General features: G+C 51.7%; 13 protein-coding genes and 1 pseudogene. 9 read left to right on the top strand and 5 right to left on the bottom strand.

Annotated features, from left to right (window positions below; all coding sequences use genetic code 11):
- Positions 1-260, top strand: a pseudogene (locus CUC53_RS04255) (IS66 family transposase); the annotation flags it as partial.
- 159 nt (positions 261-419) lie between these two features.
- Here CUC53_RS04255 and CUC53_RS04250 read toward each other — a convergent pair.
- Positions 420-623, bottom strand: coding sequence for a hypothetical protein (locus tag CUC53_RS04250; RefSeq protein WP_157798196.1), 204 nt, complete (start codon positions 621-623; stop codon positions 420-422).
- A gap of 535 nt (positions 624-1,158) precedes the next feature.
- On the opposite strand from CUC53_RS04250, the gene CUC53_RS04245 reads away from it, so the two are divergent.
- The 4 genes from CUC53_RS04245 to rlmM are packed head-to-tail and all read left to right on the top strand — an operon-like array spanning position 1,159 to position 4,226.
- Positions 1,159-2,079 carry a transcriptional regulator GcvA gene (locus CUC53_RS04245; protein WP_100292996.1) on the top strand — a complete coding sequence of 307 codons (921 nt, stop codon included), beginning with the start codon at positions 1,159-1,161 and terminating at the stop codon, positions 2,077-2,079.
- Positions 2,072-2,701, top strand: a complete 630-nt coding sequence (locus tag CUC53_RS04240) for an alpha/beta family hydrolase (protein WP_100292995.1) — start codon at positions 2,072-2,074, stop codon at positions 2,699-2,701. Before CUC53_RS04245 ends, CUC53_RS04240 begins: the two co-directional genes overlap by 8 nt.
- Before the next feature lie 51 nt (positions 2,702-2,752).
- Entirely contained in the window at positions 2,753-3,139 is a 387-nt protein-coding gene (locus CUC53_RS04235; RefSeq protein ID WP_100292994.1) for a DUF423 domain-containing protein, read from the top strand.
- Positions 3,132-4,226: a 23S rRNA (cytidine(2498)-2'-O)-methyltransferase RlmM gene (gene rlmM / locus CUC53_RS04230; protein ID WP_100292993.1), complete on the top strand. Its 1,095-nt coding sequence runs from the start codon at positions 3,132-3,134 to the stop codon at positions 4,224-4,226. The genes CUC53_RS04235 and rlmM overlap by 8 nt, the downstream gene beginning before the upstream one ends.
- Positions 4,227-4,493: 267 nt before the next feature.
- Here the strand turns inward: rlmM and CUC53_RS04225 are convergent, their stop codons facing one another.
- Positions 4,494-5,258: a DODA-type extradiol aromatic ring-opening family dioxygenase gene (locus CUC53_RS04225; protein ID WP_100292992.1), complete on the bottom strand. Its 765-nt coding sequence runs from the start codon at positions 5,256-5,258 to the stop codon at positions 4,494-4,496.
- A 690-nt stretch (positions 5,259-5,948) separates the two neighbouring features.
- On the opposite strand from CUC53_RS04225, the gene pykF reads away from it, so the two are divergent.
- Positions 5,949-7,361 carry a pyruvate kinase PykF gene (gene pykF / locus CUC53_RS04220; protein ID WP_100292991.1) on the top strand — a complete coding sequence of 471 codons (1,413 nt, stop codon included), beginning with the start codon at positions 5,949-5,951 and terminating at the stop codon, positions 7,359-7,361.
- Between the two features lie 707 nt (positions 7,362-8,068).
- On the opposite strand, the gene CUC53_RS04210 is transcribed toward pykF, so the two are convergent.
- Positions 8,069-9,730 (bottom strand): PglL family O-oligosaccharyltransferase, encoded by a 1,662-nt coding sequence (locus CUC53_RS04210; protein WP_100293002.1) that lies wholly within the window; start codon positions 9,728-9,730, stop codon positions 8,069-8,071.
- 383 nt (positions 9,731-10,113) lie between these two features.
- On the opposite strand from CUC53_RS04210, the gene yccS reads away from it, so the two are divergent.
- The 3 genes from yccS (at position 10,114) to CUC53_RS04195 (ending at position 14,742) form a co-directional block, all read left to right on the top strand.
- On the top strand, positions 10,114-12,282 hold the full coding sequence (gene yccS / locus CUC53_RS04205; protein WP_100292989.1) for a YccS family putative transporter: 2,169 nt from the start codon (positions 10,114-10,116) through the stop codon (positions 12,280-12,282).
- A 24-nt stretch (positions 12,283-12,306) separates the two neighbouring features.
- Entirely contained in the window at positions 12,307-12,660 is a 354-nt protein-coding gene (locus CUC53_RS04200; protein ID WP_100292988.1) for a TusE/DsrC/DsvC family sulfur relay protein, read from the top strand.
- Between the two features lie 675 nt (positions 12,661-13,335).
- A complete protein-coding gene (locus CUC53_RS04195) occupies positions 13,336-14,742 on the top strand; it encodes a sigma-54-dependent transcriptional regulator (RefSeq protein ID WP_100292987.1) in 1,407 nt (468 codons plus the stop codon).
- 27 nt (positions 14,743-14,769) lie between these two features.
- On the opposite strand, the gene CUC53_RS04190 is transcribed toward CUC53_RS04195, so the two are convergent.
- Together CUC53_RS04190 and CUC53_RS04185 are read right to left on the bottom strand one after the other, a co-directional pair.
- Positions 14,770-15,102, bottom strand: coding sequence for a hypothetical protein (locus CUC53_RS04190; protein ID WP_100292986.1), 333 nt, complete (start codon positions 15,100-15,102; stop codon positions 14,770-14,772).
- Between the two features lie 157 nt (positions 15,103-15,259).
- On the bottom strand, positions 15,260-15,601 hold the full coding sequence (locus tag CUC53_RS04185; RefSeq protein ID WP_100292985.1) for a DUF2956 domain-containing protein: 342 nt from the start codon (positions 15,599-15,601) through the stop codon (positions 15,260-15,262).
- Positions 15,602-15,771 lie beyond the last annotated feature (170 nt).

Here is a 15,771-nt window from a genome sequence, read left to right as displayed (position 1 = left end):
GGTTGCTGTGCTCGAAGCGCTATCGGGGGCGCTGCGAGTGGCTCATCAAGGATGACGAGATGCTGTGGCGCAAAGGAAGCTACGGCGTGTGCTCACATCGTGGCGAGTTGTTTCGCCAGCGTATCCTGTCGTTGGTGGAGACAGCCAAACGACTGGGACGTTGTCCTCAGGAGTGGCTGCGCGCCATCGTCAAAGCCTGCATCGAGAAAACGGATTACCCCATCCCTGCCGAATTGTGTGCGTCAAGCCCCTGCCGGTGAACGGTTACGAATAAACTAGCGCCGTGTCGACAGAGCACTGTATACAGACCGGCTTTCAGCTTGGGCAGTGGCATGCTTATATGACATTCGATAACCACATGATTGCTGGGCGGGAAAGTGCGTAACCAAAGGGTTGCGAATCACAAAAGCAGTATCATCTTAGAGCAACCGCGTGCAAAACCCCGAGGCAACCTCAATCACCTGCTGGCCGATGCACAAGACGATCGCTCGTTCAACTTGGGTCTTCATAAATTGGCCAATGGTGGGCAGACTCAGGCAAAAGAAACAGAGACGGGCAATAGGCTCAATCTCGGCGGGAGCGGGCCGTTGATTGAGAGAATAGTTGGCATGAATCATCGTCATGACTTCGGGCGTGGCGGTTTTGTTTGGCGGTACAGCCAGATCACAAACAAAGCCGTTTTTATTTCAATATCTTGCTGCTACAAATCCCGAATATGAGCATGCTTGTGCGAGGTGAGACCTGATGAGCGAAACGTCATCAGATGATCGCACCAACTGTCGGCTGACAACCTAGCGTTATCTCTTTTCCAATCACAACCAGACAGCCTGCTAAATAATCGGTGTTCCAATCCATTATTTTCGCGTTTAGCTGAAATAAAAAAGCGCCACTTCACTGACGTTGGTGGCGCGAAACACATTCAGATGACAGACGAAGGCTAAATCGATCCCGATTTAACCTTTTTCCTGTATGACAGGAATACAACACCACGATTCGGAGTATGAAACACACATCCCAGAAACACATCACACGGTAGCGACCGATGACATGAGTCATATGACGACGAGTTGCGGGGCGCATTATGTTTATTCACTGGTCGACCTGCAACCGACAAATTATAATGCGCGTCATTAGAAAAACTCATCATTGGTTGCTGTCATGTCTCGTCGTTTACCGCCGCTTAATGCACTCAAAGCGTTTGAAACTGCGGCTCGTCACTTAAGTTTTACTCGTGCTGCTGAGGAGCTGTTTGTGACGCAGGCAGCCATTAGCCATCAAATCAAAGCGCTTGAGGAGTATCTTGGTATTAAGCTATTTCGTCGCAAAAATCGTTCTTTATTGCTGACGGAAGAGGGGCAAAACTACTTCCTCGATATCAAAGATATTTTTACCTCTATTTCTGAGGCGACCGATAAGCTGCTGGCCCGTAGTGCCAAGGGGGCCTTGACTGTCAGCCTGCAGCCCAGTTTCGCCATCCAGTGGCTAGTACCGCGGCTGGTCAAATTCAGCGAGCGTCACCCCGATATCGATGTACGAATTAAGGCTGTCGATCTGGACGAGGGATCACTTACCGATGATGTGGATGTGGCCATTTATTACGGGCGCGGTAACTGGCCGGGTCTGCGCTCGGACAAGCTACATACCGAATACCTGATCCCAGTCTGTTCCCCCTTGCTGCTGAGCGGGCCCAAACCGCTGCGTACGCCGCAAGATTTGACTCTTCATACCCTGCTGCACGATACCTCCCGCCGTGACTGGAAGGCTTGGTTCCGCCAGCTCGATATCGATGCCCCCAACGTCAATCAGGGGCCCATCTTCAGCCACTCGACCATGGTGATCCAAGCGGCGATCCACGGCCAAGGGGTGGCACTTGGTCACAGCGTGCTGGCACAACCTGAAATTGAAGCGGGCCGCCTTATCTGCCCGTTCGAGCAGGTGTTGGTAAGCAAAAATGCCTTCCATCTGGTGTGCCAAGAGCTGCAATCGGATCAGGGTAAGATAGTGGCCTTCCGCGACTGGATGCTGGCGCTGGTGGAGCAGGAAGAGGCACGCCGCAAGGCCAGGATCGCCGATGCTTGAGGTGATCCGTGAGGGGGCAGTGGATGCCCCCGTTCGTATTTTGCTGGCCCATGGTGCAGGCGCGGGGATGGATCACGCCTTTCTTGCTGAGCTGTCACGCCTGCTAGCTGGCCCCGACATCGAAGTGGTGCGCTTTAACTTTCCCTACATGACCAGGCGGGCACAGGATGGCAAGCGCCGACCGCCGGACAGGGCGCCTGTGCTGCTCGCCCATTGGCACGCCATGATCCGCGCGTTTTCTCATCCACGGCTGTTTTTAGCGGGCAAGTCGATGGGCGGGCGGATGGCGGCGGAGCTCTATCATGACGGCGCGGGTGAGATGAATGCTGCAGGATTGCTCATTCTCGGGTATCCTTTCCGCCCTCCTGCCAAGCCCGACAGTTGGCGAGGCGAGGTACTCAAACATATTGCAGTGCCAACCCTGCTGTTGCAGGGGGAGCGCGATAGCTTCGGTAGTCGCGCCGAACTGGCCGATTTCCCCTTCTCACCCGCCGTATCGGTCCATTGGTTGACCGATGGTGATCATGGTTTCAAACCGCGTAAAGCCAGTGGCGTGAGTGAGCAGGAAAATATGCAGCATGCGGCGGCGGCCATCAGCCACTTTGTCGCCCAGTACGGATAGCAAGAGTGGACTGGCCTAGTTGCCAGCCGCGATGAGAGAGGGAGAGTGAGGATGCAGATCCATCGACATTGGCTGATACTGGCCAGTCTCTTCGGGTTGACGGCCACCATGCTGGGGGCTTATGGCGCCCATGGATTGGCGGCGACCGGCATTACGCCCGAGCGTCTGGCGGCGTTCAATACCGCCGTGCAATATCAGTTTTTTCACGCATTGGCCCTGCTGGTTCTGGGCTGGTGTGGTGTGCACAGCAAGGTGATCCACCTGGCTGGCACCGCTTTTGTGCTGGGGATCATCGGATTCTGCGGCAGTATTTACGCCATGGTGCTGCTTGGCAGCAAGGGGCTGGGGCTGATTACCCCGGCCGGTGGCCTCTGTTTTATGTTGGGATGGGCGGCCCTCTGCTGGGCTGGCTGTCGTCTTGGAGGAAAAAATGAATAATCTGCTGCTTTATTGCCGCCCCGGTTTTGAGAAAGAGGCGGCGGCAGAGATCACCGAGCGTGCCGGTAACATGCAGTGCTACGGTTTCGCCCGGGTCAAGGACGACAGCGGTTATGTGATCTTCGAACTGTATGACGAGGAGCAGGCGGACCTGCTGGCGCGCAAGCTGCCGTTCCGGGAGCTCATCTTCATCCGTCAGATGCTGGTGGTGACCCACGAGCTGAAGGATCTGGATGTCGCGGACAGGATCTCCCCCATCATCGAGGCGGTTCGCGAATACACCATTTGTGGCGATTTGCGAGTCGAGACCGCTGATACCAACGAAGCGAAAGAGCTGTCGGCCTTCTGCCGCAAGTTCACCGTGCCGCTTCGTCAGGCGCTGCGCAGCAACGAGATCCTGACCAAGAAGGAGACGCCGAACCGTCCGGTGTTCCACGCCTTCTTCCTGGCCAATGACCACGTGTTGCTGGGTTACTCCTATTCGTTCAACAACTCCGGATTCCACATGGGGATCCCGCGCCTGCGCTTCCCGGCCGATGCGCCGAGCCGCTCCAGCCTCAAGCTGGAAGAGGCGTTTTACGTGTTCGTGCCGCGTGAAGAGTGGGATGTGCGTCTGTGCTCCGGCATGAAGGCGGTGGATCTGGGCGCCTGCCCGGGTGGCTGGACCTATCAGCTGGTGCGTCGTGGCATGATGGTCACGGCGGTCGACAACGGCATGATGGCCCAATCCCTGATGGATACCGGCCAGGTCAAGCATATCCGGGATGACGGTTTCGTCTGGCGGCCGAGCAAGAAGAACACCTACTGGCTGGTGTGCGACATGGTCGATAAACCAGCACGGGTCGTTCACATGATTGCGGACTGGTTCCGTGAGGGCGACTGTCAAGAGGCGATGTTCAACCTCAAGCTGCCGATGAAGAAGCGGTATGCCGAGTCGGTGCACAATATCGAGGTATTGCGCGAGATGCTCAAGGAGATCGACAACGCGTTCGTGATCCAAGCCAAGCAGCTCTATCACGATCGGGAAGAGATCACCGTGCATGTTTACAACAAGTACTGGGTCTCCAAGCTCGAACCCAAGGCGTGATGTAAGCGTGCAGCCCGTACGATAAATGCCAATACCGACAGGGAAACCTGTCGGTATTGGTTTGCAGGCAACGACAGTATGCCGATCCGAGAGGGTGACCTCACTGCTGCATGGTCAATAAATGGAGGGCACTATGCTAAGAGAGAGCACACTCCAGCAACGTAAACATAAGATGGCTGCGTCCGACGAGGTCGCCCCCTAAGACCACCTCTTGCGTAACATCGCCCCTCATCACCTTGGAGCTTATCCGCGATAAGTGTGCGCTGTTTAGTCGAACCGATAAGCCCCCATATAGAGGCTGCCGCAATCCCAGCTATCGTGTAATCGGGTCGGACTAACCCCATCAGCAGCCCCGAGAGCGACGAACAGAGGGCGCAGATGATCATCATAAGGGTGAGATTCCATCGCTCCCGGTGCTATCTTGCGATAGTTGAGTAACATCTCTTGCTCTCCTGCCGCCATCTTCCCCTCCAACCAGTTGACAAACTGACTGGCCCAACGTGGTACTGATGATCCCTGCGGGCCCAGCTCACGCAGGTTATGAATGATGGCGCCAGAGGCGAGAATGCCAACCCCCTGACTGCGTAGCGGAGCAAGTGCCTCACCAAGCTGCCACAGTTCGAGAGGGGTAAAGCGCGAGGGGATGGATATCTGGACTAACGGGATTTCGCTATCTGGATCTATCAGGGAGAGTGGCGACCACACCCCGTGATCCAGTTCACGCCGTATTGATGCAACCATTAACCCCGCCTGTACCAGTTGATCACTGACCATCTGTTGCAGCCACCGAGGACTGCTGGCTGGCCAGCGCATTTGGTAAAGAGACTCAGGAAAACCGTAAAAATCATACATTAATGATGGATTAGGCTCGACGTTAAGCTCGAGTCGATGACTAAACCAATGAGCTGAAATAACAACCAATCCTTTCACGTCTTGCAAACGTAGGGAACGTAAAAAGTGGGCAGCACTTTGATCGCGCAAGACGAGGTCGGGAGCGCCGTGAGAAATAAACCAGACAGGGGCGGAAGACATAAGACAACACCGAAAGCCACAGGATAATGTGCAGATGATTAAATAAAGGCGAATTATCTGCTGCTGTAACTGAGTTAACAATCTCTGCTTTTGGATAAAAATTATCAACCTATGGTTGGTAATCTAGGTCGGTATTTTGCTGGATAGGCTTTTGTTTAGACTAGCTATAGTGGCCGTAGGGATGACTTGCACTGGATGGGGTCAAGGTGCGTGAAGGGACCAGATAGTTTTGGCTATATTTGCTGCTAGTAAGCCGAATCAACAACTTACAACCTATTGAGCCAATAGTGGTTTGCTGGCCATACATTGGTGGGTATCATTTGGGCTGTTATTAGCGTTGCGATCAACAACAACAGCCAAAGACCTAGCCAGCGCGAATGGGTCATGTTGGCCCCTAATGTGCATATCATGGCCTGATATTTTTATCTGGTGAGATGACAGCAAGATGACAGGGGTTATTAGTTGTCATTTTACAACATCTGTTGCCCGTCACGAGTCATCCCTCTTGTAATGAGGAGGAGGGTTAAAATGATAAAAACCTGCATTTATGACTGAAAAAACGCCTATAAAGAAAACGTTATTCCTAAAAAGAAAACGTTACCGAGCCAAAACGTTGTTTCTGGATCATAAAAAGAATCCAAAAACTGGTGTATATTGCACGACGGAAACTCCTTAACCATGAAGACTGACATGAAAAAGACCAAAATCGTCTGCACCATCGGTCCTAAGACCGAATCCAAAGAAATGCTGGCCAAAATGCTCGATGCTGGCATGAACGTCATGCGCCTTAACTTCTCTCACGGCGATTACGCTGAACATGGTGGCCGGATTAGCAACCTGCGCGCGGTGATGGCAGAGACTGGCCAACAAGCGGCCATTCTGTTGGATACCAAGGGTCCTGAGATCCGCACCATGAAGCTGGAAGGTGGCAATGATGTCACGCTGGTTGCTGGCCAAACTTTCACGTTCACTACCGATCAGACGGTGGTGGGTAACAAGGACCAAGTGGCAGTGACTTACCCTGGGTTTGCTAATGACCTACGAGTTGGCAACCGAGTATTAGTCGATGATGGCCTGATCGGACTAGATGTAGTCGCTATCACCGAGCGCGAAGTAGTTTGCAAAGTATTAAATAACGGTGACTTGGGCGAAAACAAAGGTATCAACCTGCCGGGCGTCTCCATCAAGTTGCCAGCGTTAGCTGAAAAAGATAAGCGCGATTTGATCTTTGGTTGCGAGCAAGGTGTTGATTTTGTTGCAGCCTCTTTCATCCGTAAGAAAGAAGATGTACTGGAAATTCGTGAACACCTCAAAGCCCACGGTGGTGAGAACATCCAGATCATCTCCAAGATCGAAAACCAGGAAGGTTTGGATAACTTCGACGACATCTTAGCTGTTTCCGACGGCATCATGGTTGCTCGTGGCGACATGGGGGTCGAGATCCCAGTTGAAGAGGTGATTTTTGCCCAGAAGATGATCATCGCCAAGTGCAACAAAGCCCGCAAAGTGGTTATCACTGCCACCCAGATGCTGGACTCGATGATCAAGAACCCACGTCCGACCCGCGCCGAAGCTGGCGACGTGGCTAACGCTGTGTTAGATGGCACTGACGCTGTGATGCTGTCTGGTGAGTCTGCTAAGGGCAAATACCCGCTGGAAGCTGTCACCATCATGGCCACCATCTGTGAGCGTACTGACGCCGTCATGCCTTCTAACTTGTCTGCTGCTAACGACAGCAACAAGCTGCGGATCACTGAAGCTGTGTGTAAAGGTGCCGTAGAGACCTCCGAGAAGCTTGATGCTCCGCTCATCGTAGTAGCGACTGAAGGCGGCAAATCTGCCAAGGCGATCCGCAAATACTTCCCGAAGGCCTGGATTTTGGCCATCACTACCAACAAAAAGACCGCTGCTCAGCTGGTATTGACCAAAGGTGTGGTTGCTCATGTGGTTGATAGCATTGCTTCTACCGACGATTTCTATCGCATCGGTAAAGAAGCCGCGCTGGAGATTGGGATGGGTATGAAAGGCGACATCGTGGTGATGGTGTCTGGTGCGCTAGTGCCTAGTGGCACCACCAATACTGCATCGGTTCACGTTCTGTAACTGATGAAATAAAACTGTAAACAGTGTTAACAGCGGCTTTCTTTGGAAAGCCGCTTTATACCGCTGACCGCCCTAAAAGCACCTGACCAAAAACCCATTGCGGCATGGCCAATGAATGGCCAGCATCATGCTCATAGTCCCTGCAATGTCAGGTCGAAGTGGCTACCCTCGACAAACTCCCCTAAGACAACCTCCAGCGTAAAATAAACTCAATCACATCCTTATCTTCATTCATGGCAAGGTGCACCACTGCTATTGCCCCGACAAGGGCTCGGGAGCTCACGCCACGATCGGCCACCATGGTAGTAAATATACCCGCTGGCAGACATGCGTTGAGGTGGATGAGTAAACGATGCTCATGCGCATGACGGCTGTCTTTGAGTAAGGATTTTTGGTGCGTATCCCACCGCAGCGGGGCGTTGCGCTCATGGCTTATTTGTAAGCTGGGTTGCTGCATGCAGTGATTATTCTCATCAAGCTCGGTTCAATCCATGGGGTAGCAAACGAACCAGACTCGATAACCCCTTGAGTAGCATTGGCAGAGAACACATCTGGCATATATGTCGTAACCAACTACGTTATCAATGTGCTGAAGAATAGTGGGCTGGTCGAGTATGCTTGACCATGGTGAAGTATTTGCGTGTCAATGGCGACGCTCTTATCCCAGAAGCTACGCCATCCCTCGCTCATATGGGGGAGCTCTAAGGTTAAGGCCCCCTTAGATCGACACTGGTTTTAACCGCCATCGTGCCAGGGTCATTTAACACAGGGTCTGTGGGATATAAGATTAACGCCTTATCCCTCAATTCATTAGCCTCTTGATGCCTTGCTAGGGCATGTAAGGCTGTCACCATATTGGCGTAGATAGTGGCACGGGGTGTATGCCGAATAAACGCTTCGCCCCAGGCAACATACGCCTCTAATTCTTTTTTATCTTTATGTTGTAAACCCACCATCAGGCGAATCGAGTTGATATTAAATTCCACTCTGGTTAACCACGCTAATGGATTGACAATATCGAGTAATAACCTGGGTTCCTGATATCCTCCTCGCTCATATTTGTTGACGATCCAAGCGGTATGGATCGCCGTTAGCATAAAAGGCACGACACCTAATGGAATAAAAATAGCGATAAAACGTAGTAATAACCCATGCGGGTAGTGGTAAATACGCCACGATGCGATATATCCCAATGCTATTTTGGTCGCCTCCACTTCACAATCTACAATATAGATAAGAATCAGCAGCAGCCACCATATTACGATGGCATGATAAAAAGGATATTCGGTTTGGGTATGCAGTAAAATAGGTGTCAGTAATGCAAGCAGGGTCAGTGCATTAGGTAGTGATAGTTGCATTACACGCCATAATAATATCATTGCAAATAATATAATGCCGATGATGGAGATAAGCCCCCCCTCTACTCCCCAATATAAAATTTCATTATGAGGATGATCAAGGTTGTACTCTATTTGCACCATGGCAGGTTGCAGCATTTTATCTGCCATATATTGCTGTAAAAATACCGATTCAAAACTACCGTATCCCCAACCACTCCATGGTGCTTGGCTAATTAATTTGAGTGCATACGACCAGTAGGTTAAGCGGATTCCTCCTGACTGATAAATTTCTAGGCCCCGAGATACGCCAGCCATGAGATGTTGCGAGACAAGCCCGATGATAATAGCCAGCAGAAGTAGCAATAGCACCGACCATAATTGCCGTTGCTGATAAAGCCGTGGTGCTAAGAAAAAAATAACCAACAGACCACCTAATTGGCCAACTCTAGATTGCAGCACCACTAACAGTATCGTGCAAGCAATGATCACAACCCGACAAAATAGTCGAAGTAGCCCATGAACCGGCTGATGTAACAGTAAAAATATGGCCATCGCCAAGCCGGAGGCCATAAAGGTAGCCATCACATTGGGTTGTTGAAATATACCATATGGGCGATTGACGGTATTGTCATAACCAATCCAATTCCCTTTTGTTAGCAAGTAATATTGCACTAAGCCAAGCAGCGCCTCAATAAAGACGGCCATTAGTATGATATAAAGCCATCGTTCACGCTGTGCACTATTTAATCTAAGCTGATATAGACTAAATAAAAACAGTAATCCTGAAAATAAACCGAGTAAACGTGGTATTGCATAGTCCTTAAGCATAAAACCAGGGTACAACATGGGTAATAATAAGAGCGCCCCTGCAAGCCATAACCCTACTTGTAATGGTGTGCATGTCAGACGTTGTGTCAGTGTTGCTTGCCATAGTCCTAAACAGATCATTAATGAGGCAAAAATCCATCCCCAGGCATTAAATGGTAAATAGAGTCCTGCGCCGCCGGGATTATGCATGAAAAAATGCATACCAATTAACCAGTAGCCTAGGTTAACTCCCCAGAATATCGTTGCCACGCAGCGCCTCCATGCTTTTATAACGTCCGATTATAAGGTCCGATGGGATATATCGACTATCGCCTAGCTTACCCTCATTTTAAAAAGCGTGACGCACAATTATCTCTCTGTTGTGCTGAGATCAGCCTATGGCGATCAAAAAACCATTGGTAAATTTGGCAAAATTTATCACGCTACCGTCACCTCACTAAATATGAGAAAACTGACGAGATCGGGTTTTACAACGCGTTCATGCGAGCTATCGCACGCCGCATGACGCTGATCCAAATCAGGGCATTTTGATACTCAGCGGGTTACCATTGGGCTTTCGTTTAGTTCAAGAGGCCTTTTATCCCATGCCGATGGATTTCACTGGTCTACTGCGCCGTCTGTTGACCGATAGTCATATCTATTTTGCTCTTAAGGTCTTGCTGGCCATGCTTGGCCTACTTGCCTTTACTGTCGCAACCGGTGATATCCAGCTTACCGTTTTACTCTCCCTTGGGGTGGTGGCGGGCGCCATTGCAGAAACCGATGACAATCTGTGGGGGCGAGTGAAAAACCTCGCCATGACGTTAGTCTGTTTTCTGTTTGCCTCTTTGTGTGTGCAATACCTCTATCCAACTCCGTGGCTATTTGCAATTGGGCTGGCCAGCTCGACCTTTATTTTTGTCATGGTGGGAGCGTTTGGTCCTCGCTACGCCACGATCAGTTTTGGTGCCTTATTGAGCGCCATCTACACCATGTTGGGGGCAGCCAAAGCACCGGATCTTTTCTATCAACCGCTGGCACTCAGCGCCGGAGCCCTTTGGTACGGGTTAATCTCTCTGCTTTGGCTCTGGCTGCTGCCTTATAAAACGCTGCATGAGCAGCTGGCTCAGAGCTATTTTGCCCTAGGCCGTTACCTCCTTGAAAAAGCGCGTTTCTTTCCGGCTGATGAGCACGGTGCTCAGGCTATTCGCCACAACTTGGCGCAACTGAATATTGATCTGGTGAATGCCCTGAGTCTCACTAAATCAGCGCTTAACGCACGCTTGGGCCAACGGCGCCATCGGGTTAACCACGAGCTGGCCGGCTTACTACGCATTTACCTATTGGCCCTAGAGATCCATGAACGAGCCACCTCCAGTCATTACCCCTACAGCAAATTGGAAGCAGAACTCAAACAGGGGATGGTATTAGATGGCTTTCAAGAGGTGTTTTTACAACTGTCCGAAGCGTGTCAACGGCTTGGTTACGCGATCTTAGTGCATAAGCCTTATGCTCATAACACCCGTATTCACTGGACCTTAGAGGCATTAGGCGATCAGCTCGCCTTTACCCATCTCAAACAGCACTACCCGAAAAGCTTGCTGACACCGATGAAGTTTTTGCGCCGTAATCTGGCCAATATCAATCAGTTACTGGCCAGTGCCGAAGGGCTACAAAACCCGGCGCAATCCCCGTTACCACTCCCGGAACTGGCAAGCCCTCCCCGCTTACCACTGCTGACCCAGCTCAAGCAGCATCTTAGTTTGCACTCCATGGTGTTTCGCCACGCACTGCGCCTCTCTTTGGGGCTGCTGCTTGGCTATGGCCTGTTGCAGGCATTGAGCTTAGATAAGGGGTATTGGATTTTACTGACCCTGCTGTTTGTCTGTCAGCCAAGTTATAGCGCCACCCGACGGCGGCTAGTGCAGCGGATGCTCGGGACGGTAGTTGGGATATTGGTCGGTATTCCGGTGCTGTGGTTATCCCCCCCACTAGATGTGCAGTTAGTGATCATGGGACTGGCCGCGTTCTTGTTTTTCACTCAGGTCAGGAGCAACTACAGCGCGGCGGTCTGTTTTATCACCCTATACGTACTAATGGCATTCAACCTATTAGATGGCGTCGGGTTTGCTATTTTAGGGCCACGGTTACTGGATACCCTCCTTGGCTGCGCCATCGCTTACGCCTTGGTTGCCTGGCTCTGGCCAGACTGGCAATACAAGCGGCTACCGAGCTTGATTGCCAACTCCCTCTCGGCCAACGCCCGCTACTTGTCCGCCGTGCTAGCTCGTCTTAAGCCACAGCGTGACGAGTCAATTGATTATCGGGTTGCGCGTAAAAGTGCTCATCTTGCTGACAGTGAGCTTGCCACTGCTTGGCAGAGCATGTTGGTGGAACCACAGCAACGGCGGCGCTTCCTTGATCTTTGTTTTACCCTCACATGGCGTAATCATGCCCTGCTCTCCTACATCTCTGCGTTAGGGGCACACCGTGACAAGTTAATCGCAATCAAGGGGCTGGATGAGGTGCGCTATCACATCTGTCATACCTTAGAGCAAGCAGCAAGCCATTTAGCCGGTCATCCCTCTAGTGTGATCAGCGGTCAACCCCCCTTGGCTATCGGTGCCGCAGGCCCCGATAGCAGTGAGGAGCAGTTAATGTTAACCCAGCAGCTGAACCTGATTAGTGAGCTGTCTGATCAACTGCTTACCCTGGCGGATGAGAGTCGGTTGCTGGCAGCCAGCCAAGGCGCTACCATGCCCGCCCAATCGTGATCGGACCATGTGTAAGGAGCCCTTATGGCTGAACAATCTGGCACACATCAGCTGGCATTTAATGGTCAATGGATCAAGACCGATGCCAACGGTTATCTGCTCAATAGCAGTGACTGGAACGAGGCGCTAGCACTGGTGCTGGCAGAACAAGAAGGCCTAGTATTGGACGCGCCACATTGGGAAGTGGTGCGTTTTGTGCGGGCTTTTTATCTCGAATTTAACACCTCACCCGCGATCAGAGCGCTGGTCAAGGCCATGGAAAAACAGTTTGGCCCCGAGAAAGGCAATAGCCGCTATCTCTATAAGCTATTTCCTGAAGGGCCTGCCAAGCAGGCAACCAAGATTGCAGGCCTGCCCAAACCGGTGAAATGTATTTAGACCCAACGAGCCGCTCATATTGAAGCATCATGTGAGTCACAAGCAATGAGACTCTCATGGTGGCGCTTAGATGGTTTCTGATGGCTATCAAGCTCCCCTCGTAGCAAGGTGTGACGGTGGCGTCGGGCCATACGACAAGGTTAACGAGGCGTGGTTATTCGCCGTGTCAGCAACATGGTGCATGGTGCACCCCAGCTGCACGCTCGCTGATAAGAAGAAGCAGCCCGTCTACCCTGCCCCAGCCCCACCCTCAACATTGCCACTCATGGTCAAGCATATTTGACCTCAATAACCTGACGGGTTGCCTCTATCTCTGGTATCGCTAGCCCAAGCGCCGATGAAGGCTCAAGTTCGCTCGCTTGGAAATAAGGCGCTAACTTGCTCTGGGGGGCGGTCATTTTGCTATTGGTGGTGGCAGGGCTACCTACCGTCAGCAATCATGTTGATCTCACGCTCACCCCGCAATCAAGGACGAGCGTCAGGGCATTGACTAGGTCAAGTATTGTGAACTGGTGTAATTGGGCACCGCTTACGCAAACAGCGATTGGCTTCTTAGGAGGCCATTTTTACTTGTGTATAGGCTACAATCGCGGGATAACAGGGTGACCAAGATGTTCGGGTTGAATGTTTAAATAGAAAAAATAGAGTGCAAAATCATATACAAGGATAAATCCAGTGGCTGAAAACAAACCGCGGGTCCTGTTGGTAGAAGATACCCAGAGTCTGGCTGTTGTCTATGAGCAATACCTGCTCCAAGATGGCTATGAAGTGCTACGCGCTGACCGTGGCCAGCAGGCGTTGGCTCAGTTACTGACAAGCCCTCCCCCCGTGGTACTGCTGGATCTCGAACTGCCCGATATGTCGGGCATGACCATTTTGCAACAAATCACCGAACAGCAGTTACCTTGCGCGGTAGTGGTGATTACTGCACATGGCTCCGTTGATATTGCGGTCGAAGCAATGAGGTTAGGTGCCTTTGATTTTTTGACCAAACCCTTTGATAACAAACGACTCTGTGCCACCGTCCGCAATGCCTTGAAACATCAGCAACTCAGCTCACTCGTTGCACAATATAAAGAGAACTTCGACCGCCATTCATTTGCTGGTTTTATCGGTGCATCCATGCCGATGCAAGCGGTCTATCGCATCATCGAGAGCGCAGCCCCGAGTAAAGCAACCGTCTTTATTACTGGTGAGAGCGGCACGGGTAAAGAGGTCTGTGCCGAGGCCATCCATCAGTGCAGCCCACGTCGAGAGCGGCCCTTTATTGCCCTTAACTGCGCCGCGATTCCCCATGATCTGATGGAGAGTGAGATCTTCGGCCATGTCAAAGGATCGTTTACCGGCGCTCATGGCGACCGCAAGGGCGCGGCCAGTCTAGCCGATGGTGGCACCCTTTTTCTGGATGAGATCTGCGAGATGGATCTTGATTTACAAAGCAAGTTACTGCGATTTATCCAAACAGGCACCCTGCAACGGGTGGGAAGCGGCAAGCTCGAAACGGTGGATGTTCGCTTCGTGTGTGCAACCAACCGAGATCCCCTCGCGGAGGTAAAAGCGGGGCGCTTTCGAGAAGATCTTTATTATCGTCTCCACGTTATTCCCCTCCCTTTACCACCGTTGCGCGAGCGCGGTGAAGATATCCTGCTGCTGGCGCGCAACTTATTGCAAAGTTATGCCAAAGAAGAGCACAAGCGTTTTAAAGACTTTGATCCATCGACGGTGCAAGTGATGCTCGATTATCCGTGGCCTGGCAACGTCCGTGAATTACAAAACGTGATCCGCAACATTGTGGTGCTCAATGATCGGGAGTTAGTCAGTACCGATATTCTGCCCCCTCCCCTCAATGGCGGGCGTTTCTTAGCAAGCACGGCGCCAGCCTCACCAGCGCCGACCCCTGATGCGCCTGAATGTGGTGCAGGTAGCGCCATCCGCCCACTTTGGGTAGTAGAAAAAGAGGTCATAGAGCACGCGATAGCACGCTGTGATGGCAACATTCCCAAGGCTGCCGCGCTGCTAGAGATCAGTCCCTCTACCATTTATCGTAAAAAACAGGGATGGGAAGATGCTATCTCTGTGTAGCCACTTGGCGTGCACCAGCGCACCCCACTACACCATGGCCCAGCTCATGAGCATTAACCCCAGTGCGGCAAACGCGCCTTCATGAACGGCAAGCCGTGGCACAAACGCCTTGGGTAAGGCGGGCAATAAACTCAACGCAAATCCAAAACCAGGCATTAGCCAATGAAAAACAGGGTCGCGCGAAGAGGGTTCAACCCCGCTATTGATCACAATCAGTAGCATAAACAAGGTAAACGCCGGCAACAAAAACCAACGAACATGGCCGGAAGCCACCGCCTGCAGCGGCGAAATGCGATACAGCAACATAGCCAACAAGCAGCAGATAAAAGGGGCAAGCAAATAAAGAGGGGCTGGATTCATCGCATCGCTCCTGACCATAACAACCACGACCAAGCCGTGCTCGCACGACCAAGATCCCACCCCATCGGGGTTAAACGCCCAGTTGTGGCATCACCATTGGCAACCATCACCAAGGCACCCAGCCCGGCGGCGGCTTTCACGCCCGAACAACCGCTGATCACTGCAACCATAGCCAAAGCCCCCCAGCCAGCCAACTGAGTACCAGCAAAACCCAGGGCAGCGGATGCTGGCGCGTGACTTCCAGCACCTCTACTGGCTCATCGAGCGCGTCAATCTCCCCATCGAGTGGGGCCGACTTCGCTTTAGCTTGTAACTTTTTCTGGCGACTTGCCTCACGAGCGCGCGCCTTCATCTGTTTTTTATATTCATCAATCCCTTTTTGAATACCCTGTGCGATGAGCTGAGTCTGCTCTTTACTCTGGCCAGGTTTCTGATTGGCTCGCGCAATCTTGAGCGCGTCTTGCTGCGTTTGAGGGGAGATTTTGTGGTACTTGCTCATCGATAAGCTCCTCGGACCAAGTTAGGCGGCGAGTATGCCATAACGGTGCCCGAAATGGGGGTGATACAGCGCAGAACAGACGTAATTGAGCCATTGATTAGCATTACGTTTGGCAAATGAATCGAAAATAAGATGTTGCGTCTAGGATCACAATTAACCAGAAATTATGA

Origin of the sequence: Aeromonas cavernicola (assembly GCF_002795305.1) — a bacterium.
Taxonomy (GTDB): domain Bacteria; phylum Pseudomonadota; class Gammaproteobacteria; order Enterobacterales; family Aeromonadaceae; genus Aeromonas; species Aeromonas cavernicola.
Note: the sequence above shows the minus strand (reverse complement) of the source record. Positions and strands in the feature narration are given on the sequence as shown.